Below are 25100 nucleotides of genomic sequence, written 5' to 3' on the forward strand. Positions count from 1 at the left end.
CGCAGCTCAGTGTACGTTTTCCGATACGTACCTCGTCATCATGGCAGGAAACGTACGCTGACGATGGGGCCGGGCCGGGCTGGGCAGAGGCAGAATCGACGCGAAGGCGAGGTGGGAACGAGAGCTAGGACAAGGGCAAGGAACGGCGAGGCTGGCCGACGTAGTCAGCCACGGTCTACTCCTCGGCGACCAAGTCCAGATAGCTGTCGTTCCACAGGTCTTCGTCGCCATCGGGCATGAGCAGCACGCGCTCGGGGTTGAGCGCCTGCACTGCGCCCTCGTCGTGGGTGACCAGGATGATTGCGCCCTCGTATTTGGCGATGGCCTTGAGAATCTCGTCGCGCGAGACGGGGTCGAGATTGTTGGTCGGCTCATCGAGCAGCAGCACGTTGGCCTTCGAAGTCACCAGCGTCGCCAGCGCCAGACGCGTCTTCTCGCCGCCGGAAAGCACGCTTGCCGGCTTCATCGCGTCATCGCCGGAGAACAGGAAGCTGCCCAGAATCGAGCGGGCATGCGTATCGTCAAGCTCCGGAGCCACATGCTGCAGGTTCTCAAGCACTGACGAGTCGAGATCGAGCGTATCGTGCTCCTGCGCGAAGTAGCCGATCTTGCAGCCGTGCCCGTAGATGACCTCGCCGGTATCGGGCTGCTCCTCGCCGGCCAGCAGGCGCAGCGTCGTGGTCTTGCCTGCGCCGTTGTAGCCCAGGATGACCACGCGCGAACCCTTATCGATGGCCAGGTCGATGCCGGCGAAGACGATATTCGAGCCGTAGGCCTTGGAGATCTCCTTGGCGGTAATCGGCGTGCGGCCGCAAGGAGCTGGCTCTGGGAAGCGGATATCCGCCACCTTCTCCTGCGTCTCGGCCTCGCTGGTCTGCGAGAGCAGACGCTCGGCTCGGCGCATCATGTTCTGCGCGGCGACGGCCCTGGTGGCCTTGGCGTGCAGTCTGATGCCCTGCTTCATGAGGCGGTCGGCCTTCTTCTCGGCGACCTCGCGCTCGCGGCGGCGGCGCTCCTCATCGACCACACGCTGATGCAGGTAGGCCTTCCAGCCCAGCGCATACATATCGATCTGCCCCGTTTGCGCGTCGAGATGCCAGACCTTGTTCACGACTTCGTCCAGCAGTTCGGTGGAGTGGGAGATGACGAGGAAGCCGCCCTCGAAACGTTTGAGATAGCTGCGCAGCCACTCGATCGAATCGGCGTCCAAGTGGTTGGTTGGTTCGTCCAGGATCATGGTGTCGGCGTCCGAGAACAGGATGCGCGCCAGTTCGATGCGGCGGCGCTGACCGCCGGAAAGCGTGCCCAGCGGCTGCTCCATGGTCTCCTGCGGCAGCCCCAGGCTGTCGGCCATGGCGATGGCCTCGGATTGCGCCGCATAGCCGCCGGCCTTTTCGAAGTCCTGCATGGCCTTGTCGTAGCGATCCATGGCCTTCGTCATGATATCGGGGTCGGGATTGGTCATATCCTTCTCCGATTTGCGCAGCCGGGTGATGATCGCGGCGATGTCGCGGGCGCTCATCAGCCGATCGAGCGCGGTCTGCTGTGGATCGGCGGCGTGGGTGTCCTGCGGCAGATAGCCCAGCTTGCCGCTGATGCGCACCTTGCCTGCCGCGGGGAGCATGTCGCCGGTGATGACCCTGGTCAACGTCGTCTTGCCGGCGCCGTTGCGGCCGACCAGACCGATCTTGTCGCCTTTGGCCACATGGAAGTCGGTGGGATGGAGCAGCGTGCGCGCGCCGATCTGAATCTCAAGTCCCTGTGCCTCAATCGCCATGGCCTACCTACCGTCTTTCCTCGTGCAGCTTTCGATGAACTGTTCCGCGACTGTCGATGCGGCCGTCAGCCGCAACCTGCTCCATCAGCTGATTGCCTATCAACTGATTCAACCGACTGCCTATCACGTGATTGTCATCCGTATAGTCGTTATCCAACGGAGCATCATCATAGCGAGGGGGTATCGATGTACGGCGTTGCGGATGGTCGGGCGCATGCAAAAGCTAGGCGGATCGGCGTGCTCCGAACTCCGAAATGCGCTGATTCGCCCAGCAATCCGGCGATTTTTCGTCTGCCTAAGCTGCTTAAGCTGCTTGATCTTGCTGTTGCTGAGGCAGCAGACGCCGCCACGGAAGATAGATGACGATTGCGCTCAGCGTAGCGAATACAATCAGCACCACGGCGAAGAACCTCGACGTGTCCATGAGGTGCACACCGATAGCCACCGTCGACCAGATGACGACTACTCCGCACACCCAATCATGCATGCGGGCGTTCATGAACACGGATATGGCGACCAGCAGCACCAGCAGCGCGAGTGTCGAGATGGACTGCACGATTATGTTGCTGCCCTTGGGGTCGAAATAGCGCGAGACGACGTGCATGATATTCGCAATGGTCGCCACGGCGAGCCATGAGCCGTACAGCGACAGCGGCACCCAATCCAACAGGTTATGCTCCTGGCCTCGGCTCATCGCGCACAGCGTCCAGACGGCGATCAGCAGCAGCGCGATCAGGATGATGCTGGCAAGGAGCTGACGGCTATGCCAGACGGCAAGCCATGCGATATTCAGCGCGCAGGTGACGACGAACAGCGCCCCGCGCGTGGTTATCGGCAGCGGGCCGAGGCGTTCGCGGTCCTTGTCGCGACTCAGAATCACCACCCAGAGTGCGAGCGCGATGTAGATCACCACCCAGATCGTGAATGCATATCCCGCCGGCATGAACCAGGTTGTGGCCTCATTGGAGACTTCCTCCGTGGTAACGCCGCCCAGCTTGCCAAGTTCGGCGAAGGCGTTAAAGACCAGCATTGCCGCCCATGACGCCCAGAGAATAATCGCCTCGGTATGCATCCACGGCTGCGCGGCCCCGTCATTGGAGCCGCTGCCGGATGGCTTCGCAGAAACTCCTGCGTTGGCGGGTGTCGTGGTATTGGAATTGTCGGGCGTTGTCATGTGCCCCTCCCTGACGTGTCTGGACCGTTATATGCGGGCCATGCTGTGCTGTGTGCCCGGATTCGGCATATCCGGAAAAACCCATGCCTGCCGGATGCCGTACCCGGACGCAATGCCGAGTTCCGGCGCGCGAAACGGCTGGGCAACCTGCATGTAAGTATATATCGGCCGCATGTATCGGATATGGTGCCGATCCCAGCGCAATGTGCCTAGGATGAAGGACCGCGTGTCGAAAGTCGAACACATGTTCGAAAATAGTCTGAACATGCGGTATTCTTGGGTGGAATCACGAACGGCTTATTGGAGGTATTCGGTGTCTTCTCAAACGGTGGCTTCTCATTCGGCAGCGCACAGCGCCCTGGTGCAGCACGACGCGGCCGCGGAACGCGTTCTGGACAGCGAATCGTTCCTTTCGAGGGAGCTGGCGAAGGCGCGTCTGAAAGGCTCGGATGGTTCGCTGGTAGCGGATATTTCGCATATTCCCAGTGATTTGAAGATCACCATCCAAGGCGCTCGTGAGCATAACCTGCGCAATGTCGATCTGGCGATACCGCGCAACCGCATGGTCGTGTTCACCGGACTGTCCGGCTCGGGCAAGTCCTCGCTGGCCTTTGACACCCTGTTCGCTGAAGGGCAGCGGCGCTACGTCGAGTCGCTCAGCGCCTACGCCCGCCAGTTCCTCGGCCAGATGGACAAGCCCGATGTGGACTTCATCGAGGGGCTGAGCCCTGCCGTCTCCATCGATCAGAAGACCACGAACCGCAACCCGCGCTCCACCGTCGGCACCATCACCGAGATCTACGATTATCTGCGTCTGCTGTTCGCCCGCACGGGCATCCCGCACTGCCCGGTGTGCGGCGAACTCGTCAGCGCCCAGACGCCGCAGCAGATGGTCGATACCTTGCTTACCTATGCCGAGCGCACGCGCTTCCAGATACTTGCGCCGGTCGTGCGCGGGCGCAAAGGCGAATTCGAGGATCTGCTTGAGCTGCTGCGCGGCGACGGCTACTCGCGCGCGCTCATCGACGGCGAGATGCGCCAGCTCTCCGACGACATCAAGCTCACCAAGCAGAAGAAGCACACGATTGAGGTCGTCGTGGACCGCCTGGTCATCAAGGACGGCATACGGCAGCGGCTCACGGATTCCATAGAGACCGCGCTCAAACTGGCCAAAGGCATCGTCATCATCGATTTCGTGGATCTTGACGCCAAGGACCCGAACCGTCGCCGGCCCTTCTCCGAGAAGCGCGCCTGCCCGAACGGCCACCAGCTCGACCTCGACGAGATCGAGCCGCGCACCTTTTCGTTCAACGCGCCGTACGGCGCATGCCCGGAATGCACCGGCATCGGCTTCAACCTCGAAATCGACCCGGAGCTGGTGATTCCAGACCCGGACAAAACCCTGAACGAAGGTGCCATCGAGCCATGGGGCATGACCAAAGGCACCGGCGAATACTACCGCCATGTACTCGAAGGCCTGGGCGAGGAGATGGGCTTCAGCCTCGATACCCCGTGGAAGAAGCTGCCCGAGGACGTGCGCCACTCCATCATGTACGGTCATGATTTCAAAGTCAACGTGTCCTACCGCAACCGGTGGGGCCGCATGCGCGAGTATTCGACCGGCTTCGAAGGCGTGGTGCGCACGCTGATGCGCCGGCATGACGAAACCGACTCGGACCAGATGAAGCAGTACTACGAATCGTATATGCGCGAAGTGCCGTGCCAGGCCTGCCATGGCAAGCGGCTGCGCCCCGAGGTGCTGTCGGTCACGGTCAACGACCAGTCCATCGCGGATGTCTGCGATATGCCCGTGGAGCATGCTCTCGCCTGGGTCAACGAGCTGAAGCTGACTGGTTCTGCCGCGAAGATCGCCGGCGAGGTGCTCAAGGAGATTCGTGCCCGACTGGGCTTCCTCAACGATGTCGGGCTGAACTACCTGACCCTGTCGCGCGCCGCCAAAACGCTGTCCGGCGGCGAAGCACAGCGCATTCGCCTGGCCACGCAGATCGGCTCAGGGCTGGTGGGCGTCATGTATGTGCTTGACGAGCCGTCGATCGGCCTGCACCAGCGCGACAACGAACGACTGATCTCCACGCTGCACCATCTGCGCGACCTGGGCAACACCCTGATTGTGGTCGAGCACGATCAGGAGACCATCGAGAAGGCCGATTGGCTGGTCGATATCGGCCCGGGTGCCGGCGAGCATGGAGGAGAAGTCATCTACTCCGGACCTTCGAAGCACCTCGTCGAGGCCTCGCGCTCGGTGACAGGAGACTATCTGGCCGGCCGACGCAGCATCGTCGTGCCCGCGAAGCGCCGCAAGGTGCGCAAGACCAAGCAGCTCAAGGTCGTGGGCGCGCGCGAGAACAATCTGCGCAACCTGACCGTGAACTTCCCCGTAGGCGTCATGACCTGCGTCACCGGCGTCTCCGGCTCGGGCAAGTCCACGCTGGTCAACTCGATTCTCTACCCGGTGCTGGCCGACAAGCTCAACGGCGCGCGCATCGTGCCGGGCAAGCACACCCGCATCGAAGGCGTGGACCAGTGCGATAAGGTGATTCACGTCGACCAGAACCCCATCGGCAGAACGCCCCGCTCCAACCCGGCAACCTACACCGGCGTGTGGGACAAGATTCGCACGCTCTTCGCCAAGACGCCGGAGGCGCAGGTGCGCGGCTACGGCCCCGGACGATTCTCCTTCAACGTCAAGGGCGGGCGCTGCGAAGCCTGCCATGGCGATGGCACGCTCAAAATCGAGATGAACTTCCTGCCGGACGTCTACGTGGAATGCGAGGAATGCCACGGCAAGCGCTACAACCGCGAGACGCTCGAAGTCACCTACAACGGCAAAACCGTCGCCGACGTGCTCAACATGCCGATCGAGGAGGCCGCGCAGTTCTTCAAGGCCTATCCCTCCATCGCCCGGTATCTCGACACCTTGGTGCAGGTGGGACTGGGCTACATCCGCCTCGGGCAGCCGGCACCGACCCTGTCCGGCGGCGAATCGCAGCGCGTCAAGCTCGCCACCGAGCTGCAGCGCCGCTCGACCGGCAGCACCGTCTATATTCTGGACGAGCCGACCACCGGTCTGCACTTCGAGGACGTGCGCAAGCTGCTGCTCGTGTTGGACGGCCTGGTAGACAAGGGCAACACGGTGATTGTCATCGAGCACAACCTCGATGTCGTCAAATCCGCTGACTGGCTTATCGATCTCGGCCCGGAAGGCGGCGATGGCGGCGGCACCATCGTGGCCGAAGGCACGCCGGAGCAGGTCGCCCAATGCGAGGCAAGCTGGACGGGGCGCTTCCTCAAGCCCATGCTGGCATGACGAAGCCCAACGCTGCATCAGAGGGAAGGCTATGACGGGAATCATCGAGAGGCACAGCCCGGACGAATGGCGCAGAACGGCCAGCACGACCGTTAAGCGGCTGGGCGACTCGCGTGACCTGTTTCGCCCCAAAACCGGCGATATCCCGGCCGAGCCGGGCGTCTACAAATGGCGCGACGGCGAAGGCCGCGTGATCTACGTCGGCAAGGCGAAGAACCTGCGCAACCGATTGACCAACTACTTCCAGCCGCTCAACCAGCTGCACCCGCGCACGCAGACGATGGTGCTCACCGCCAGAAGCCTGGAATGGACCGTGGTCGGCACTGAGCTTGAGGCGCTGACGCTGGAATACACGTGGATCAAGGAATTCGATCCGCGTTTCAACGTGGTGTTCCGCGACGACAAGACCTACCCGTATCTGGCGGTTTCGGTGGGCGAGGACGTGCCCCGCGTCTGGGTGACGCGCAACCGCAAACGCAAGGACACGCGGTATTTCGGCCCGTATGCGAAGGTGTGGGATCTGCGACACTCGCTCGACAAGCTGCTCAAGACCTTCCCGGTGCGCACCTGCTCGCCCGCCGTGTTTCATCGGGCGCAGATGACCGGGCGGCCGTGCCTGCTTGCCTCCATTGGTAAATGCTCCGCGCCCTGCGTGGGCCGGATTGGTCTGGATGAGCATCGGCGCGACTGCGAGCGGCTTGTCGGCGTGCTCACCGGACGTTTCGGCAAGAGCTACATCAGCTCGCTGACCCGCGAGATGAAACAGGCCAGCGCCGACATGGAATTCGAACGGGCCGCGCGGCTGCGCGACCAGATTCAGATGCTGCAGACCGTCGGCGAGCAGAACGCCGTCGTGTTCAGCCAGGATGTCGACGCGGATGTGTTCGGCTTGGAGTCCGACGAACTCGAGGCCTCGGTGCACGCATTCTTCGTGCGTTCCGGCTCGATACGCGGCGAACGCAATTGGAGCGTGGAGCGCGTTGAAGACGTCAGCGATACCGAGCTGATTTCGGACCTCATCGTGCAGGTGTATTCGGATATCGCGACAGCTGACAGCGCTGAAACACAGCATGAAGCACAATACGAATCGGAGCACGAAGCACGGGAAATTTCGATCTTCGATACCAGCGGCGAGGCGGAAGGCAGCAGCACGACGGAAGGTGGCATCGATGCGCCTGATGCGGCGCAACCCAGCCATGCGTCAGTGCATATTCGCGCGAAACGCAACGCGCTTGGCTCCACGCAAACCGTCACCGCCACCGATGCGCTTTCTCGCGCCCAGGCAACACGCGAACGACGAGAGCGCCAAGAGCAGACCGGACGGGCCGATCTGCTGGCGCCAATCGCCCCGATACCACGCGAAATCATCGTGCCGATTGAGCCCGCGCGCCGTGCCGAGCTGGAAACCTGGCTCAGCCAGCTGCGCGGCTCCGCAGTGACGATTCACGTTCCTGCTCGCGGCGAGAAGAAGGCGCTTATGGAGCGCGCCAACGACAACGCCAAGCAGGCGCTGCAGCGCAGCAAGCTCAGCCGCATCAGCGACATGGGCGCCCGCACCCAGGCGATGAATGACGTCGCCAAGGCACTGGGTCTCAAGCAGGCCCCGCTGCGCATCGAAGGCTACGATATCTCCAACACCATAGGCGGCATCTTCCAGGTCGCTTCGATGGTGGTGTTCGAGGATGCCATCGCGAAGAAGTCGGAATACCGACGATTCGCGATACGCGGCGATGACGGCAAAGGCGCGCTTGACGATTTGAGCGCCGTCTACGAGACGCTTACCAGGCGCTTCAAGCATGGCAACATCGCCGGTGACTCCGGCGAAGACCTCGAAAGCGAGCAGCGCATTCGTAAAGCTACGGAGCATGGCTTGGCTGAGGGCGCGGATGCGAAAGAAGAAAACGCCAGCGACTCCAATGTTGCCGAGATTGTAGCTGTATCCGCTGCATTCGCTGTTGACGCACCTGCGAATACAGCCGCAGCCGCAGATGCTGCCACAGCCGACGAGCCAATCGTGCAGCAGAACGCCGAACGTCATCACTTCGCCTATAAACCGAACCTGATTGTCGTCGACGGCGGCAAACCGCAGGTCATGGCGGCGGCCAAGGCGCTGCGAGACTCCGGCGTGGACGATGTGGCCGTATGCGGTCTGGCGAAGCGGCTGGAAGAGGTCTGGGTGCCGGACGACGACTATCCGATCATTCTCAAGCGCCAGTCCGAAGGCATGTACCTGCTGCAGCGTGTGCGCGACGAATCGCACCGTTTCGCCATCACCTACCACCGCCAGACGCGGCGCAAGGGCGCTTTGCGCTCGGCGCTGGACGATATTCCGGGCGTCGGCGAAGCCTACCAGAAGCGGCTGCTCAACGCCTTCGGGTCGGTCAGGGCGATGCGGCAGGCCTCACTCGAGGATCTGATGGCGGTCAAAGGCATCGGCAAGGCGAAGGCCGAGACCATCTACAACGCCTTGCACAAGGATGGCTCATGACTCTCGTCGCCGGGCTTCGGCTAGCATAAGATTTCAGCGAGGGAGGCATTCATGCCAGCGTCGCGTCATCACGAGAGGGGAATCGCATGAACCGTGCAGACCATGCAGACTGTGCAGAGCAGCCTGCGCCGAAGCGTCGCTGCGCGGTGCTGGGCAAGCCCATCGCGCACTCATTGTCGCCGGTGCTGCACAACGCGGCATACCGAGCGCTGAATCTTGACGGCTGGGAGTACAGCCGCGAGGAAGTCGGCGAAAAGGACTTCGAAGGCTTCCTCACGTCGCTGGACAGCACGTGGGCCGGCCTGAGCCTGACCATGCCGCTGAAAAAAACCGTGATGGCCTATGGCACGCCTCAGGACCAGTGGAGCCGGGAACTCGGCCTCGCCAACACGGCGGTGTTCCGCAGTGAATCGGGCGTGCATGACGCATCGCACGTTGTTGCGGACAGCGCGGTTGCGCACAGCATAGCTGCGTCCAGCGTGGCTTCGCACAATGCTGCCGTGCGCGATATCGCGCTGTACAACACCGATGTCGATGGCATCGTGCTTGCCTTCCGCCATGCGTGGGAGACGACGGCCGCTGGTTCGCTGCCAAGCAACGGCAGGTCGGCGAATGTCGTGATTCTGGGCAACGGCAACACCGCGCTGTCCGCGCTTGCCGCATGCGTGGTGATGACCGTAGGCGCGAGGATCGAGGTTGTGGCCCGGCATCCCGATGCGAACCCCGGCATTACGCGGTTCGCCGAGCGTCATGCGGATGCCGTCACCGTGCAACGGCTCGCTATGGAGGATGACGTTTTGGACACAGCCGTCGAACGCATGGGCAATGCCGACATCGTGATCAGCACCTTGCCGGCGCATGCCGCCGACGGCATCGCGCAGTTGGCACACGCAAAGCTTGCATTAGACGCCGGTCATGGCGCTGTTCACGGCACCTTGCTCGATGTTGCCTACGATCCGCGTCCCAGCGCGCTGCAACGCGCGTGGTCGCAGGCCGGAGGCACCGCAATCGGCGGCGAGGAGATGCTGCTGTATCAGGCGATTGTGCAGGTGTGCCTGATGACCGGTCGCGACGCGAGCAGATACCGCGTCGCCGAGCAGGCAACGAGGGCTGCGGGAGGTAGGGACGCCTCGGGGGATTCACCAGCTGGGCAGGACGTAGCAGCCGGTGACATGGACGATGTACGGTTGGAGCAGACGATGAGAGACGCATTACAGGAGGAATGGTGAGCGAGGCAAACGCATCCGAGGAGAACTCATTCGAGGACACGGCATTCGAAGACAGGGCGACTGGCGCAGCTGACGCAGCTGACGTCGTTGACGGCGCTGCATCCGGCGACGCCAACTCGTCAGCGAAATCGCAGCAGGAGCAGGAGTCGGCAGATTCCGCATCAGCGGTCTCGGCAGGCGAGCCAAAGCCTGCGAACGAGTTCGAGGTGCTGCTCATCACCGGCATGAGCGGTGCGGGCCGGTCGCATGCCGCGGACTGCGTCGAGGATATGGGCTGGTATGTGGTCGACAACATGCCGCCGAAGCTGTTGGTGCCGCTGGTCGACATGATGACCGCCTCCGCCTCGAAGGTCCATAAGCTCGCTGCCGTTATCGATGTGCGTTCGCGCAGCTATTTCGACGATCTGTCGGTGGTGCTCGGCCACCTTGACGATCTGGGCGTCAAGACCAGGATCCTGTTCCTCGACGCGAGCGACGAAGTGCTTATCAAGCGCTATGAATCCGTGCGGCGGCCGCACCCGCTGCAGCACGGCAACCGGCTGATCGACGGCATCCACGAGGAGCGCGAGCTGCTGTCCAACCTCAAGGAACGCGCCGACACCGTCATCGATACGTCCAGCTTGAGCATCCATCAGCTTTCCACGAAGCTTTACGAGGCGCTGCTGGGCTCCGGGGCGTCCACGGTTTCCGTGCACATCTTCAGCTTCGGCTTCAAATACGGCATTCCGCTCGATGCGGACTTCGTCGCCGATGTGCGCTTCCTGCCGAACCCCTACTGGGTGCCGAGCCTGCGCGAACTTACCGGCCAGGACCGGCCGGTGAGCGACTACGTGCTGTCCAGCGACGGTGCAGGCGAATTCCTCGATGCTTACGAGAAGGCCGTGATGACCGCCATCGAAGGCTATGCGAAGGAAGACAAGCATTACGTGACCATCGCCGTGGGCTGCACGGGCGGGCAGCACCGTTCGGTGGCGATGAGCGCCGCCTTGGCCCAACGCCTGCGTGCGCACGGTTTGTCCGTGACGGTTTCGGCACGTGAACTGCATCGGCGCCAGCGAAAACTCGGTGAGGCCTAAATGCGCGTATCGTTATGCAAATATCCATATCGTGAGATTTTCCATCTCAAATTTAATGACACAAGGGCGCTTTTGTCCAAGTCGTTAGGTAACACAGATAGCCGTGGCGTTGCGGGAATATCACCCGTTGACATGCCTTATCAGCATCAAGGAACGGGAAGTAGGAGGTCGATTCTTGGCTCTTCTTGACGATGTCAAAGGCGAACTCGCCGCAATAGAAAACGATTCGCCTGCTGCGAAAATGGCGCAGGCCTCTACGATGATGCGCTTTGGCGGCGGCTTGCGCCCGATGAACAATCAGGCCGTGATTCGCGCTCAGTTCGATTCGCTGCAGGCCGCAACCTGGCTGCAGGGCACTATCGCCGCGTACTTCCAGAAGGAGGCGACGGTAAGCCGCATCGCGCGGCAGACGCCAAACGGCACGGTGCAGCGCTACGGCCTGCTTGTGGAACGCGGCGCGACGGCGCTGGCGCTGCAGGCTGGTCTGCTCGATCGTCGCATGCGTCTGGTCAAGGGTCTGTCGGCCGATATCGTGGGCGGCAATATCGCCCAGATCAAGGCGGCATGGCGCGGGGCGTTCCTGGCGCGGGGAGCCATCTCCGACCCGGGCAAGGCCAGTTACTTGGAAATCATCTGCCCATCGCATGAGACGGCGTTGGCGTTGCAGGGCGCCGCACGGCGGCTCGGCATCAGTGCGAAGGCTCGGCAGCTGCGCAGCTCGGAACGCGTCACGCTGCGCGACCCCGATGCGATCGAGCGCATGCTCATCCTCATGGGTGCACCGCATTCCGCCCGCGAATGGACCGGGAAGCGTTCGGACGGCGAGGCGCGGGGCAAGGCGAACCGCCTGGCCAACTTCGATGACGCCAACATGCGTCGCAGCGCGAAGGCCGCAGCCGAAGCCAGCGAGAAGGTGCGTCGCGCCTTCGAGATTCTCGGCGACGACATGCCGGAGAACCTCAAGGTCGCCGGCCGCCTGCGCCTGGATCACGCTGACGCCAGCCTTGAGGAGCTGGGCCGGCTGGCCGAGCCGCCAATCACCAAGGACGCGATAGCAGGCCGTATCCGCCGTCTGCTGCAGCTCGCCGACAAGACCGAGAAGGCGCGCCGGCAGAGCTGACTTGGCTAGGCCGGCAAGGCTTGGCCGAAGCATAGCCAGGTCTAAAGGGCATACAAGGCATACAATGAAAGCGTCGTGTTCGCATTGGGCGAGCACGGCGCTTTGTTTATTGCTGACGGTATCATAAGTGTGGCGTACATCACGTCAGACTCTTCCCGCTTCAGTCGCGTCCAATGCGGGGGCGGCAAGGCGGTTAGGAAAGGATATTCATGAAGACTCTCAAGGATCTTGGAGATCTCAGTGGCAAGCGCGTCCTTGTCCGCGCTGATTTCAACGTCCCGCTCAAGGGCACTACCATCACCGACGACGGCCGTATCCGCGCCGCGCTGCCGACGATCAACGCACTGCGTGGCGAAGGCGCCAAGGTGATTCTCATGGCGCATCTGGGCCGCCCGAAGGGCAAGGTCGTTCCCGAGCTATCGCTGGCTCCTGTAGCGAAGCGACTGGGCGAGCTGCTGGGCACCGATGTCACCCTGGCTTCCGACACCTACGGCGAAGACGCGCAGGCCAAGGTCGCAGCCTTGAAGGACGGCGACGTCGTGCTGCTCGAAAACGTGCGCTTCAACCCGGAGGAGACCAGCAAGGACGCAGCCGAGCGCTCGGCCTATGCCAAGAAGATCGCCGCGCTGGGCGACGTCTTTGTTTCCGATGGCTTCGGCGTCGTGCACCGCGCGCAGGGCTCCAACTACGATGTGGCCACCGATCTGCCGGCTGCAGCCGGCCTGCTGGTCGAGAAGGAAGTCACCGCGCTGTCCAAGGCCACTGACAGCCCCGAGCGCCCGCTGACCGTGATCCTCGGCGGATCCAAGGTCTCCGACAAGCTCGGCGTGATCGAGAACCTGCTGTCCAAGGCCAATCGCCTTATCATCGGCGGCGGCATGGTCTACACCTTCCTGAAGGCCAAGGGCTATGAGGTCGGCGAATCGCTGCTCGAAGAGGACCAGATCGACAAGGTCAAGAGCTACATTGAGACCGCCGAGAAGAACGGCGTCGAGCTCGTGCTGCCGACCGATATCGTCGTCAATGCCGGCTTCCCGGCGGGCGATACGCCGATCAACCCCGAGGTCGTTCCGGCTGACGCCATTCCGGCCGACAAGATGGGATTGGACATCGGCCCGGATTCGGCCAAACTCTTCCACGACAAGGTAGTCGACTCCAAGACGGTCGTGTGGAACGGCCCGATGGGCGTGTTCGAGGTTCCGCAGTTCGCCGAGGGCACCCGCGCCATCGCGCAGGCGCTGGTAGATGCGACCGCGGCCGGTGCCTTCACCATCGTGGGCGGCGGCGACTCGGCTTCCGCAGTGCGCAATCTGAACTTCCCGGAGAGCGGCTTCTCGCACATCTCCACCGGCGGCGGCGCCTCCCTCGAATTCCTTGAGGGCAAGGAACTGCCGGGCCTGAAGGTGCTTGAGTAGTTCTCCTGCGGGGAAACGTATTCGTTGCGGGCATGTCCTTGGTAAGGATATGCCCGCAATGCTATAATCGGCCTCGCGTTTGTCTGTGCGGCGCGATGCGGAGCCGAGCGAATTCACGCGAGGACATTCCGCATGAACGCGAACGCGCACAGGCATGAGAAAGGATGGCGGATGGCGGCGACACGCATTCCTCTGGTGGCGGGCAACTGGAAGATGAACTTCGATCATCTGGAGGCCACCTACTTCGTGCAGAAGCTGGCATGGCTCCTGCGCGACGCGCGATTCGACTACCGTCGTTGCGAAATCGCCTTGATGCCGCCCTTCACCTCACTGCGCAGCGTCCAGGTGCTTGTCGAAGCCGACAAACTTTCCATGCATTACGGGGCGCAATCCGTCTCCGTCACCACGCAGGGAGCCTTCACCGGCGACGTCTCCGCCGATATGCTCGCACGGCTCGGCTGCCGCTATGTGATCGTAGGGCATTCAGAACGGCGCAAATACCACCCCGAGGATGATGCCAACATCGTCGATCAGGTGCGCGCAGTGCTGACCGCAGGCATGCAGCCGATTCTATGCGTGGGGGAGAGCTTCGAGGAGCGCCGTCAGGGCATCCAGCTCGAATTCGCCGTCGGCCAGGTGCACGACGTCACTCGCGATCTCTCTGACGCCGAGGCTGCCAGGCTTATCGTCGCCTACGAGCCGGTGTGGGCCATCGGCACCGGCATGGTCGCCACGCCGCAGACCGCTCAGGACGCCGCCAAGGCCATCCGGGACGATCTGCGTGAGACCTTCGGCGCGCAAGTGGCTGAAGGCGTGCGCATCCTGTACGGCGGGTCGGTCACCTCCGACAACGCCGCAGAGCTTATCGAAGAGGCCGATGTGGATGGCTTCCTTATCGGTGGCGCGTCGCTGGATGTCGAGGAGCTGTCGCGCATCGCCAGGCTCACTGTGAAATCAGTCGGGAAGTCAGTTGGGAAATCAGCGGTGAAGCAACGGTAAAATCGACTCGCTGAACATGCGAACTTGCGTTCGCGACGAGAATACGCCATTTGTTCACCACCTTGCGCTATCCTTAAACAAGCATTCGTATATATGGAGGTTCACCCGTGTCCGCTATGGCCATCGTCAAGCTTGTCTTGGAAATCATTCTTGTCGTTTTCAGCGTTCTGCTCACGCTGCTGATTCTGATGCACAAGGGCAAGGGCGGCGGCCTGTCCGATATGTTCGGCGGCGGGCTGACGCAGAATGCCGGCACCTCGGGCGTGGCGGAGAAGAACCTGAACCGGTGGACCGTCATCATCGCCCTGCTGTGGGTGGCTATTGCAATCGCACTCGGGCTGATGTCGAAGTTCAACCTCGTCTGATGATTGTCGTCTGATACGGACGATGAAGGGCCTCATGATCGCTACGGTTATGAGGCCCTTCGCATCGGTGAAATTTACTGATACGAAATTCACAGCATTGAAATTCGTACTGTTGGCCTTACAGAGTGCTAGATTGACCTATTTCCCATTCCGCCTCAACCGCTAAGGATTCGATATGAGCGTAACCTCCGTGCCACGGTCCACCAGACTGATTGTCGCCGATCTTGACGGCACGCTGCTGCATGACGCGCCGACCTTCGAAGAGCGTTTCCTCTCGCAGCGCTCCGTCGATGCGCTGGTGAAGGCGCACGAGCAGGGGCTGAAATTCGCCATATCGACCGCCCGACCGGTCAGCACGGGGCTGCATTTCGCACAACGGCTGCCGGTTGACGCATGCGTCTATCTCAATGGCGCATTGATCGATACGGATCCCGCACGCTCGGATTTCAGCACGCTTACTTCTGGCGAGGTGCTGAGTGACGGGCATTTGCAGCGTATCGGCTTCTCCTCGCAGCGTGCATGCGAGACGTGCCTCATGCTGCTCGATGCGATGCCTGGACTCCAGCTCGGCATCGTGATGAACGATGTGCGGTACACTAATTTCGATGTCAGCGTGCTGTGGAAGACGCAGGAATACCGGATCACCGACTTCACTGATGTACCCAAGGGTCAAGCCGACAAGATTTTCGTCATGCCGCAGCCTGAGCAATGCGCACAGCTCGCGAGCCTGATACCGCCTGATTTCAAGGTGAGCATATCCGAAGGAACCATGTGGATGCTGATGAATCCGCTGGCCAACAAGGAATCTTCGCTTCGCACTGTGTGTGAGCGGCTGGGCATCGGACTGGGGGAGACGGCCTCCTTCGGCGATGACCTCATCGATATTGACATGCTGAAAAGCTCTGGCACCGGCGTGGCTGTGGCTAATGCGAATCCTCGCGTGCTGGGCATCGCCGACGAGGTATGCCCGGCGAACAACGAGGACGGCGTGGCGCAGTGGGTGGAGCAGCTGATTGCGTGAACATGCACTGTGTTGTTGGCACACTGACAGCGTTGTTGGCACACTGACAGCACAAGGATGATGAAGCCATATGAGCAGCGAACTTCAGCCTGAGCCATTTTCGGTCGTCCGGGGCGAAGGATTCCCGATTGTTTTCGCACACGGCATGGGCATCGATCATCGTTCGATGATGATGCTCGATGATGCGTTCCCCGAAGGCACGAAACGCATCTACATCGATCTGCCGGGCTTCGGGAAGACGCAGGCGCTGCCTGAGCCGGGCGGTTTGCAGGATCTCTCCGATTGGCTGCGCGGCACGGTTGCTGCGCTTGTTGGCGAGCAGGACTATGCGCTGGTCGGCAATTCGATGGGCGGGGCGCTGGTGCGCGACCTGCTCGGCGTCTGCCCGGAGCATCTTACCGGCATGGCACTGATCGCCCCTGTGGTCGACCCGGTGCGGGCTCATCGCAAGGTTGCTGAGCATACGGTCAACAACCCTAACGAGGCGCTGACGGAAGCCTTGCCGGAGTCGCAGTCCTTCGACTTCCTGCAGATGGGCGTCAATCAGTCCTTCGAAGCCTGGCGGCGTTACCAGCGTTTCATATTGCCCGGCACTCGGCTGTGCGACCGCGAGGCGACGATGCGGCTCAATGCCAGCTACCGGCTCGATGCGAACCCTGAGGAGCGAATCGGCGTGTTCGCAGGGCCTGTCGCCATTATTTGCGGCAGGCAGGATCAGATCGTCGGCTATGAGGATCAGCGCGATCTGCTGCCGCATTATCCCAACGCCGTCTACACCGTGGTGGATGACGCCGGCCACAACGTGCATATCGACCAGCCTGACATCGTGCGCGAGGCGCTGCGCAACTGGGCAGGTCTGCTGCCGGTGTGATGTGCGGTGCGTGAAGCGTGGAGTATCGAAGAAGCCCTCCCGATCAGTGTGATCGGGAGGGCTTCTCTGATATTGAGCCGAATCGTGAGATTCAGGCCGCTACTTCATCAGTGCATCAAGTGCACCACATGCGTCAGACGTATCAGGCGTTGACGCGGTCGATGCCGGCCTGGGTGTCGGAAAGCACCGAATCCCAGGAGGCGATGAAGGAGGCGACGCCGTCGGCTTCGAGCTTGTCGGTGACCTGCTTGATGTCGATGCCCAGCTCGGCGAGCTTGTCCATGACGGCCTTGCTCTCCGCGTAGGTGCCCTCAATCGAAGGCGCGCCATCGCCGTGGTCAGCGAGGGCGTTCAGCGTCTTCTCCGGCATGGTGTTGACGATAAGCGGGGCGACCAGCTCATCGACATACTTGCAGTCGGAGTAGGCTGCGTTCTTGGTGCCGGTGGAGGCCCAGAGCGGACGCTGCTTCTTGGCACCCTTGGCTTCGAGGCCAGCCCAGCGCGGATCCGCGGCGAACTTCTTCTCGAAGAGCTCGTAGGCGAGGCGGGCGTTGGCTACAGCAGCCTTGCCTTCCAGAGCCTTGGCCTCATCGGAGCCGTTCTCCTCAAGCAGCTTGTCAACCGCGGTATCGACGCGGGAGACGAAGAAGGAGGCGACGGAGCCGATGTGCTTCAGGTCGTGACCATTGGCCGCAGCCTGCGCGATGCCCTCGATGAAGGCGTCGATGACCTGCTCATAGCGCTCGAGTGAGAAGATCAGGGTGACGTTCACCGAAATGCCCTTGGAGAGCGTGGCGGTGATGGCCGGAAGGCCTTCGAGCGTTGCCGGGATCTTGATCATCGCGTTCGGGCGGTTGACCTTCTCCCACAGCTCGACAGCCTGGGTCTTGGTGTTCTCAGTGTCGTGCGCCAGACGAGGATCGACCTCGATGGACACGCGGCCGTCAACGAAATCGGTCTTCTCGGCGACTTCGCGGAAGATGTCGGTGGCGTTGCGCACATCAGTGGTGGTGAGCTCGCGCACGGCGGTCTCCACGTCGACCTTGCCCAGCTCCTTGAGCTGTGCGTCGTACGGGCCGACCTGGCTCAGGGCCTTCTGGAAGATGGAGGGGTTAGTGGTCACACCGACAACGTTCTTGTTGGCGATGAGATCCTGCAGCGAGCCGGACTCGATGCGGGTGCGGGACAGATCGTCCAGCCAGATCGAGACGCCGGAATCGCTGGTGCGCTGCGTTGCTTCAGTCATATTGTTTATCTCCTTATTCCAAACCAGATGCTGGTATGGGTAAATATTTCAAGGTCGGGGGCCGCCGCCAAACATTTCGGGCGGCGGCCCCCGACTGGTTGCTCAATCAGGCCTTGGCCTCGGCGATGGAAGCCTTGGCGGCTGCTACAACGTGCTCGGCGTCGATGCCCAGATCAATCATGTTCTGAGCGCCATCGCCCTGCAGGCCGAAGGTCTCGATGGAAACGGCCTTGCCGTAAGCGCCGAGGTACTTGTACCACGGCATGGCGATGCCGGCCTCGACCGAGACGCGGGCCTTGACGGCCTTAGGCAGCACGGACTCCTTGTAGTCCTCATCCTGCTCCTCGAACCATTCGGTGGAGGGGACGGAGACGACGCGGGCCTTGGTGCCTTCGTCTGCCAGGGTCTTGGCGGCGGCGACGGCCCACTGAACCTCGGAGCCGGTTGCCAGGATAATGACGTCCGGAGTGCCTTCGGTGTCGACGAGCACATAAGCGCCCTTCTTCACACCTTCCTTGGCCTTCTCGGCGGTCTCGGCAAGCGTCGGGACGCCCTGACGGGTCAGGATCATGGCGGTGGGCAGGGTGTTGTCCTTCTCGAAGAAGGCGCGATAGGCTTCGGTCGTCTCGTACTCATCGGCCGGACGAACGACCTCGACCTGCGGTATGGCGCGGAAGGCGGCCAGATGCTCGATCGGCTGATGGGTCGGGCCGTCCTCACCGAGGGCCACGGAATCGTGGGTCCACACGTAGAGGTTCGGAATCTCCATCAGCGCGGCGAGACGCACCGAAGGACGCTCGTAGTCGGAGAACTGGAAGAAGGTGCCGTTGAACGGACGGGTGTCCGAGCCGAGCAGGATGCCATTGGTGATGGCTCCCATCGCGAACTCGCGCACGCCGAAGTGCAGCTGGCGGCCGTACTCGGAGACCTCAGGCCACGTCTTGGTCGCATCGGCGTCGGGGCCGAAGGACTTGGCGCCCTTGATGTTGGTGTTGTTCGAACCGCCGAGATCGGCAGAGCCGCCCCACAGCTCGGGCATGACCGCCGCGATGGCGTTGAGCACAGCGCCGGAGGCCTTGCGGGTGGCGACCTTGGAACCGGCCTCGAAGGAGGCTTCCAGATCGTCGATGGCCTTGTCGAAGCCTTCGGGCAGCTCGCCGGCCTTGATGCGCTCGTACAGCGCAGCCTTGTCGGGATTGATATGCTTCCAGGCTTCGAGCTTCTCGTCCCACTCCTTGTGAGCCTCAGCGCCACGTTCGCCAACCTTGCGTGCGTGGGCCAGAGCCTCATCATCGATGGGGAAGTCGACCTCAGGGTCGAAGCCGAGAATCTTCTTAAGTCCGGCAATCGGCTCTGCGCCGAGCTTGGATCCGTGGGAGGATTCGTCGTTGGTCTTGCCCGGGGTGGGCCATGCGATCAGGCTGTCGACCTTGATGAACTTCGGGCGATCGGTGACCTGCTCGGCCTTGTCGAGGGCCGCAGCCAGCGCCGCAGTATCCTCCTTGTAGGAGCCGTCAGGCTGGATGAAGCTCACTTCGTCGGTGTACCATCCGTACGCTTCGTAGCGCTTGAGGATGTCCTCGGAGAAGGTGAGCTTGGTGTCGCCCTCGATCTGGATGTGGTTGGCATCGAAGATCACGGTGAGGTTGCCCAGACCTTGGTTGCCCGCGAGCGAGCTGGCCTCGGAGGAGACGCCCTCTTCGACATCGCCTTCGCCGCAGATGACCCACACCTTGTGGTCGAAGGGCGAAGTGCCTGCCGGAGCATCGGGATCGAGCAGACCGCGTTCGAAGCGCTGGCCGTAAGCGAAGCCGACAGCGGAGGCGAGACCCTGGCCCAGCGGGCCGGTGGTCATTTCGATGCCAGGGGTCAGCCCGACCTCAGGATGGCCTGGAGTACGCGTGTCGGCGCCGCCGCGGAAGTACTTGAGGTCGTCGAGGGTCACGCCATAGCCCGAGAAGAAAAGCTGCACATACTGTGTGAGCGAGGCGTGGCCTCCGGAGAGGATGAAACGGTCGCGTCCGGCCCACTGGGGGTCGGCAGGATCGTGCTTGATGTAGTGCTGATAGAGCGTATAGGCCACTGGGGCGAGCGAGATGGGGGAACCGGGATGTCCATGTCCGGCCTTCTCGACTGCGTCGGCGGAGAGGACCTTCGCCATCTTCACAGCGCGCTCGTCCAAGTCAGACCAAGTGAAATCGGTCATAGGTGATCTACTTTCCTTCCAATATTGCGAGCATCACGCATACGGCTTATGCCGCGGCATCTATGCCCTCACATTGCACCTTCATGGTAGCTTTCGCAGACGACTTGGCATCGCCGCTATGGCGTGTTTGATCGGGCTGTGGTTTGTGAACGTTCACGAAATGCGCATATTTCCACCGAAATCATCCCAGAACGAAAGTATTAGCACTCCGGTTAACCGAGTGCTAATACAATAGACAAGGCAATCCGGCCATCGAATCCGTCCAACCGTGCGGATCGAGCGGGACACGCAACGAATACGCAACGGGTATACGGACATAAACGGATACAAGGGAGGGCAGCATGGCGCAGTCACGTCGCATGATCGTTCTGCGCGCCGTGATAGAGGACTACATCCGCTCCCAGGAGCCGGTGGGTTCGTCCTCGCTGACGAAGCACCACGACTTGGGGGTGAGCTCGGCCACCGTGCGCAACGACATGGCCGCGCTGGAGGATGAGGGCTACCTCATCCAGCCGCACACCTCCGCCGGGCGCATCCCCACGGAGCAGGGGTACCGCTATTTCGTGGACCGCCTGTCCACGGTCGTGCCGCTGACGCAAGCCCAGCGCCGGGGAATCGGCCGATTCCTGCAGGGCTCCATCAGTCTGCAGGACACCTTACAGCGCGCGGCGAGACTGCTGGCGAATATCACCGGGCAAGTGGCGGTGGTCTCTTCGCCTGCGCTGTCCAAGACGACGCTGCGACACGTCGAACTCGTGCCCATCGCGATGAGCACAGTGCTTGCCGTGATCATCACCGACACCGGCAGCGTGGCCCAGCACACGCTTGACGTGCCGGCGATGCCCGAACGCGAGACCGTCTCCGCGTTCTCGAACCGCGTCAACGACCAATGCGTGGGGCTTTCCCTCGCCAAGGCCGCCGAGCAGGTGCGTCAGCTGGTTAAGCGCCCGGACATGACCGATGTACAGCGCCTGGCGACCGTGCTGGCGCAGGCCTTCGAAAGCATGGCCGAGGACGAGACCGCAGGCGATCTGTATATGGCGGGCACGTCGCGGCTTGCGCATCGGCGCAGCATCGTCGACCTCGCGCCGCTGTTCGATGCGCTTGAAGAGCAGGTCGTGCTGATGAAGCTCATGAGCTCGCTGAGCGAGGAAAACTCCGGCGTGGGGGTGGCAATCGGCTCGGAGACCCACACCCCGGGGCTGATGCACTCGGCCGTGGTGACCAGCGGGTACGGGCACAGCTCGAATGATCTGCGTGGCGATGTGCAGACGCAAAGGCAGGGCACGGGCACGCAGAATGCCCTGGCTGGCAGCGATCAGCCGGTGGCCTTCGTCGGTTCGATAGGGCCGACGCATATGGACTACTCCACGACCATGGCGGCGGTCCGGGCCGTCGCCCGCTACCTGACCGTGCTGGTCTCCCATGATTCCTACGGCGCATATGATGCCGACGAGCAGGGCGGCGGGAGCTGATACCTGCTGGACTTGGCTGGCTGATACGTGCTGACCCAGCCTTATGGCACAATGACTGCGCGAACTAATGACTGCGCGAATATGAACCTGTGAATACGATTTATGCAGCTATGGCATGCACATACGTAGACTTGCAAACACCAACCCAAGGATTGAACAGTGGCAGATTATTACGAGGTACTGGGCGTCGAGCGCTCGGCGAACGAGGACGAGATCAAGCGCGCATACCGCAAGATGAGCCGGAAGTATCATCCCGATATCGCCGGCCCGGAATTCGAGGACAAGTTCAAGGAGGTCAACAACGCCTATCAGGTGCTGTCCGACCCTGACAAGAAGCGCATGTACGATTCGGGCGTCGACCCTAACGACCCCAATGCGGGCGGCTACGGCGTGGGCGGCTTCGACATGAACGACATGGGTGACATCTTCGGTCAGTTCTTCGGCGGCGCGTTCGGCGGAGCCTCACAGGGACCCGTTCCGCGCACCCAGCCGGGCCGCGACTCGCTGGCACGTGTCTCCATCGATCTGAAGACAGCGGTGTTCGGCGGCACGGCGCATGTCAAGATCAACACCTTCGGCCTGTGCCAGCAGTGCGGCGGATCGGGCTCGGCCAACGGCGAGCAGCCGATGACCTGCCCCGATTGCGGCGGGCGCGGCGTGCGCCAGAAGGTCGTGCGCACCATGCTGGGCCAGATGATGACGACGGCTCCCTGCGAGCGCTGCGAAGGTCACGGCACCATCATCACCAATCCATGCCCGGCCTGCATGGGGCACGGCCGCGTGCGCACCACGCGCGAGGTCGGCGTCACCATCCCCGCCGGCATCGCCGATGACGCCCGGCTGCGCCTTGCCAATCAGGGCGAAGTGGGCGAAGGCGGCGGCGCGGCCGGAGACCTGTACATCGATATCCGCGTCAAGGCCGACAAGCGTTTCACCCGCGATGGCGACGATCTGCACTGCTGGATTCAGATTCCGATGAGCTGGGCGGTGCTGGGCCATGATCTCGACATCGACACCTTCGACGGCGAGGAGACGCTTTCCATTCCCGCCGGCTGCCAGCCTGAGCAGACGGTGATGCTCAAAGGGCTTGGCGTGACCCGCATGCGGCGCGGCGACGAACGCGGCGACCTGGTCGCGCACATCGGCGTGCACATTCCCACCAAGCTCGGTGACGACGAGCGTGATCTCATCGAACGCTTCGCGAACTCGCATGACACGGATTCGCAGCATATCGCGCAAAGCTCGAAGCCTGCCGCAGGTAGTGCCAAGAAGGGCTTCTTCGGGAAATTGAAGGATGCGCTGAGCTAGCTGGATTGTGAGTTTGGCTCACACTTTTTGATCGCGTTGGAAAAAGTGTGAGCCAATTTTATACCTCTTACAGCAACGAGCGGCACATCGCCCGATACTCGCTCACGTAGCCGCCGCCGAAGAAGACGCAGTGGCCTGCGATGGGGTAGAGCTGCCAGAGCGTGACACGGTCCTGGTACCCGGCTTTCAGCGGATGCGCCGACTGATAGCCGTCGAGAATCTCGTGCAGATATGACATGCCGAACAAGTGCAGCATCGCCAAATCCTCCTCGCGATGCCCACCGTGCGCCGCCGGATCGATGAGCACAGCCTCGCTCTGCCCGCGATCGGAAGTCCACATCACATTGCCGCTCCATAGATCGCCATGAATGCGCGCCGGCTTGTCGTCAGCCGCGCGCCCCAGCAATTCCGTGAGCTTATCGACGATGCGCTGGGTGAGCTCGAGATCGCCCTGATTGAGCGTGCCACGCCTGACGCCCAGCTGCACCATGGGCAGCAGCCGGCCTTGCCCGTAATAGGTGGCCGGATCGCTCCATTCGCCGGTATCCATCGGCACCGGGTCCTGCAACGGCCCGAAATAGCACGTGCCGGTATAGCCTTCAGGCGCGGAGCCGAAATACGGCGCGCCCGCATCGTGCATATGCGCCAGCGCCACGCCGAAATCGTGCGCGGCCTTGGGCGTGGGGGAGGAGGAGTTCACCCGCTCGATGTCAAGCCAGTCACGCCCCCAACCAAGCACTTCGACCACGCGCGGGCCGCCTTGCGCCTGCGCCTGACCGAGCCACTGCAATCCGCGGCCTTCGCATTCGAAGAATCCTTCAGGCGCATAGCCTCTGCTTTTACGATACTTGTTCATCGGAACGCCTCCCTGCCTTGTCCTGCTTTCATTGTGTGCATGAGAGACGACAATCGCCCTAAGGCATCTGCGTATAGCAGAGCGCGGATCGGCCTCGCGCATGCGATGCTGCTGCCCTGTCGCTGCGGTGCTGCATGCGATGCATATGGCCGAACTGATTCTTATCGAAATCTTAGGGCATCACCGGTAGTATGGTCGCAGCGGTGAGAAAAACTGAGTAATGAATAGTTACTGAATAGCAATGAATAAAGAGGGATTATGAATTTCTTCCAGGCGATCATCCTAGGACTGGTGCAGGCGTTGACCGAGTATCTGCCGGTCTCCTCAAGCGCCCACATTCGCATCATCGGCGACTTGATGCTCGGGCATGACCCCGGGGCCGCGTTCACCGCCATCATCCAGTTCGGCACCGAATTCGCCGTGCTGCTGTACTTCCGCCACGACATCGCGCGCATCCTGAGCCACTGGTTCGGCTGCCTGTTCGGGCGCAACGGCAAGGACTTCAAGTCCCGCATGGGCTCGGGCGACAAGGACGCTTCGCTGGGCTGGTACATCATCATCGGCACCATCCCGATCGTGCTTGCGGGCGTGCTGTTCAAAAGCACCATCGAGACGACGCTGCGCAATCTGTGGATCACGGTGACCGTGCTCATCGTCTTCGGCGTCCTGCTGTGGATTACCGATGCCCGCTCGCGCCAGGTCAAAACCATTGACGACATGAACACGAAAGAGGCGATTGCGTTCGGCATCGGCCAGATGCTGGCCCTCATCCCCGGCGTCTCGCGCTCCGGCGGCACCATCACCTTCGGGCGCGCCATGGGCTACACCCGTGAGGCGGCTGTGCGCGTCAGCTTCCTGATGGCGATTCCGGCCGTGTTCGGCGCGGGCATCCTCGAAGCGATTTCCGCGGTTTCCGATCTGAGCGATCCGGCCGTGGCAGCGACCTTCCCCGGCTGGACTGCCACGATAGCCGCGACGATTGTCAGCTTCCTCGTGGGATACGTCGTGATCATCGGATTCCTGAAGTTCGTCTCCACCTTCTCGTACCGCGCATTCGCGATCTACCGCATCGTGCTGGCCGTGGTGGTGGCAATTCTGCTGATCACCGGCGCACTGCCTGCCGTAGCAGGAGCGTGACGGGTGTGC

Annotated in this window: 17 protein-coding genes and 1 pseudogene; 13 read left to right on the forward strand and 5 right to left on the reverse strand. The window is 62.1% G+C overall.

Going from position 1 to position 25100, the window contains the following annotated elements; translation table 11 throughout:
* Positions 1-175: 175 nt before the first annotated feature.
* On the reverse strand, positions 176-1777 hold the full coding sequence (locus DDF78_RS01420) for an ABC-F family ATP-binding cassette domain-containing protein (protein ID WP_152579754.1): 1602 nt from the start codon (positions 1775-1777) through the stop codon (positions 176-178).
* Between the two features lie 304 nt (positions 1778-2081).
* Positions 2082-2951, reverse strand: a complete 870-nt coding sequence (locus tag DDF78_RS01425) for a TspO-related membrane protein (protein ID WP_152579753.1) — start codon at positions 2949-2951, stop codon at positions 2082-2084.
* Positions 2952-3312: 361 nt separating this feature from the next.
* On the opposite strand from DDF78_RS01425, the gene uvrA reads away from it, so the two are divergent.
* The 10 genes and pseudogenes from uvrA to DDF78_RS01475 all read left to right on the forward strand — a co-directional run bounded on the left by uvrA (position 3313) and on the right by DDF78_RS01475 (position 16863).
* A complete protein-coding gene (gene uvrA, locus DDF78_RS01430) occupies positions 3313-6279 on the forward strand; it encodes an excinuclease ABC subunit UvrA (protein WP_152579997.1) in 2967 nt (988 codons plus the stop codon).
* 31 nt (positions 6280-6310) lie between these two features.
* Complete coding sequence (uvrC, locus tag DDF78_RS01435) at positions 6311-8767, forward strand: excinuclease ABC subunit UvrC (RefSeq protein ID WP_152587857.1); 2457 nt, start codon at positions 6311-6313, stop codon at positions 8765-8767.
* Positions 8768-8853: 86 nt separating this feature from the next.
* Complete coding sequence (locus DDF78_RS01440; RefSeq protein WP_152579751.1) at positions 8854-9996, forward strand: shikimate dehydrogenase family protein; 1143 nt, start codon at positions 8854-8856, stop codon at positions 9994-9996.
* Positions 9997-10184: 188 nt separating this feature from the next.
* Positions 10185-11072, forward strand: a pseudogene (rapZ, locus tag DDF78_RS01445) (RNase adapter RapZ); the annotation flags it as partial.
* A 175-nt stretch (positions 11073-11247) separates the two neighbouring features.
* Positions 11248-12192, forward strand: coding sequence for a DNA-binding protein WhiA (gene whiA / locus DDF78_RS01450; RefSeq protein WP_152579749.1), 945 nt, complete (start codon positions 11248-11250; stop codon positions 12190-12192).
* A 209-nt stretch (positions 12193-12401) separates the two neighbouring features.
* On the forward strand, positions 12402-13607 hold the full coding sequence (locus DDF78_RS01455; RefSeq protein WP_152579748.1) for a phosphoglycerate kinase: 1206 nt from the start codon (positions 12402-12404) through the stop codon (positions 13605-13607).
* A 171-nt stretch (positions 13608-13778) separates the two neighbouring features.
* Positions 13779-14606 carry a triose-phosphate isomerase gene (gene tpiA / locus DDF78_RS01460; RefSeq protein WP_152579747.1) on the forward strand — a complete coding sequence of 276 codons (828 nt, stop codon included), beginning with the start codon at positions 13779-13781 and terminating at the stop codon, positions 14604-14606.
* Between the two features lie 116 nt (positions 14607-14722).
* The gene (gene secG / locus DDF78_RS01465) at positions 14723-14971 is read left to right on the forward strand and encodes a preprotein translocase subunit SecG (RefSeq protein WP_152579996.1); all 249 of its coding nucleotides are present in this window, start codon (positions 14723-14725) and stop codon (positions 14969-14971) included.
* A gap of 175 nt (positions 14972-15146) precedes the next feature.
* On the forward strand, positions 15147-15992 hold the full coding sequence (locus DDF78_RS01470; protein WP_152579746.1) for an HAD family hydrolase: 846 nt from the start codon (positions 15147-15149) through the stop codon (positions 15990-15992).
* 70 nt (positions 15993-16062) lie between these two features.
* A complete protein-coding gene (locus tag DDF78_RS01475) occupies positions 16063-16863 on the forward strand; it encodes an alpha/beta fold hydrolase (RefSeq protein WP_152579745.1) in 801 nt (266 codons plus the stop codon).
* Positions 16864-17005: 142 nt separating this feature from the next.
* Here DDF78_RS01475 and tal read toward each other — a convergent pair whose 3' ends face one another.
* Complete coding sequence (gene tal / locus DDF78_RS01480; protein WP_152579744.1) at positions 17006-18109, reverse strand: transaldolase; 1104 nt, start codon at positions 18107-18109, stop codon at positions 17006-17008.
* A 106-nt stretch (positions 18110-18215) separates the two neighbouring features.
* Entirely contained in the window at positions 18216-20315 is a 2100-nt protein-coding gene (gene tkt, locus DDF78_RS01485) for a transketolase (protein ID WP_152579743.1), read from the reverse strand.
* Positions 20316-20656: 341 nt separating this feature from the next.
* On the opposite strand from tkt, the gene hrcA reads away from it, so the two are divergent.
* Both hrcA and dnaJ read left to right on the forward strand, forming a co-directional pair.
* Positions 20657-21790 carry a heat-inducible transcriptional repressor HrcA gene (gene hrcA, locus DDF78_RS01490; RefSeq protein ID WP_152579742.1) on the forward strand — a complete coding sequence of 378 codons (1134 nt, stop codon included), beginning with the start codon at positions 20657-20659 and terminating at the stop codon, positions 21788-21790.
* A 159-nt stretch (positions 21791-21949) separates the two neighbouring features.
* Positions 21950-23098: a molecular chaperone DnaJ gene (gene dnaJ, locus DDF78_RS01495; protein ID WP_152579741.1), complete on the forward strand. Its 1149-nt coding sequence runs from the start codon at positions 21950-21952 to the stop codon at positions 23096-23098.
* A gap of 67 nt (positions 23099-23165) precedes the next feature.
* Here the strand turns inward: dnaJ and DDF78_RS01500 are convergent, their stop codons facing one another.
* The gene (locus tag DDF78_RS01500; protein WP_152579740.1) at positions 23166-23954 is read right to left on the reverse strand and encodes a fructosamine kinase family protein; all 789 of its coding nucleotides are present in this window, start codon (positions 23952-23954) and stop codon (positions 23166-23168) included.
* 258 nt (positions 23955-24212) lie between these two features.
* On the opposite strand from DDF78_RS01500, the gene DDF78_RS01505 reads away from it, so the two are divergent.
* The gene (locus tag DDF78_RS01505) at positions 24213-25091 is read left to right on the forward strand and encodes an undecaprenyl-diphosphate phosphatase (protein WP_152579739.1); all 879 of its coding nucleotides are present in this window, start codon (positions 24213-24215) and stop codon (positions 25089-25091) included.
* The last annotated feature ends 9 nt before the right edge of the window (positions 25092-25100 follow it).

Origin of the sequence: Bifidobacterium tibiigranuli (assembly GCF_009371885.1) — a bacterium.
In the GTDB taxonomy this organism is placed as follows: domain Bacteria; phylum Actinomycetota; class Actinomycetes; order Actinomycetales; family Bifidobacteriaceae; genus Bifidobacterium; species Bifidobacterium tibiigranuli.

What these genes read in the sequence shown, in the direction of transcription:
- DDF78_RS01440 (WP_152579751.1), top strand. Translation starts at nt 8,854, where the DNA reads ATGAACCGTGCAGACCATGCAGACTGTGCAGAGCAGCCTGCGCCGAAG.
- uvrC (WP_152587857.1), top strand. Translation starts at nt 6,311, where the DNA reads ATGACGGGAATCATCGAGAGGCACAGCCCGGACGAATGGCGCAGAACG.
- DDF78_RS01500 (WP_152579740.1), bottom strand. Translation starts at nt 23,954, where the DNA reads ATGAACAAGTATCGTAAAAGCAGAGGCTATGCGCCTGAAGGATTCTTC.
- DDF78_RS01420 (WP_152579754.1), bottom strand. Translation starts at nt 1,777, where the DNA reads ATGGCGATTGAGGCACAGGGACTTGAGATTCAGATCGGCGCGCGCACG.
- secG (WP_152579996.1), top strand. Translation starts at nt 14,723, where the DNA reads ATGGCCATCGTCAAGCTTGTCTTGGAAATCATTCTTGTCGTTTTCAGC.
- DDF78_RS01470 (WP_152579746.1), top strand. Translation starts at nt 15,147, where the DNA reads ATGAGCGTAACCTCCGTGCCACGGTCCACCAGACTGATTGTCGCCGAT.
- DDF78_RS01425 (WP_152579753.1), bottom strand. Translation starts at nt 2,951, where the DNA reads ATGACAACGCCCGACAATTCCAATACCACGACACCCGCCAACGCAGGA.
- DDF78_RS01455 (WP_152579748.1), top strand. Translation starts at nt 12,402, where the DNA reads ATGAAGACTCTCAAGGATCTTGGAGATCTCAGTGGCAAGCGCGTCCTT.
- tpiA (WP_152579747.1), top strand. Translation starts at nt 13,779, where the DNA reads ATGGCGGCGACACGCATTCCTCTGGTGGCGGGCAACTGGAAGATGAAC.
- hrcA (WP_152579742.1), top strand. Translation starts at nt 20,657, where the DNA reads ATGGCGCAGTCACGTCGCATGATCGTTCTGCGCGCCGTGATAGAGGAC.
- tal (WP_152579744.1), bottom strand. Translation starts at nt 18,109, where the DNA reads ATGACTGAAGCAACGCAGCGCACCAGCGATTCCGGCGTCTCGATCTGG.
- DDF78_RS01475 (WP_152579745.1), top strand. Translation starts at nt 16,063, where the DNA reads ATGAGCAGCGAACTTCAGCCTGAGCCATTTTCGGTCGTCCGGGGCGAA.
- tkt (WP_152579743.1), bottom strand. Translation starts at nt 20,315, where the DNA reads ATGACCGATTTCACTTGGTCTGACTTGGACGAGCGCGCTGTGAAGATG.
- DDF78_RS01505 (WP_152579739.1), top strand. Translation starts at nt 24,213, where the DNA reads ATGAATTTCTTCCAGGCGATCATCCTAGGACTGGTGCAGGCGTTGACC.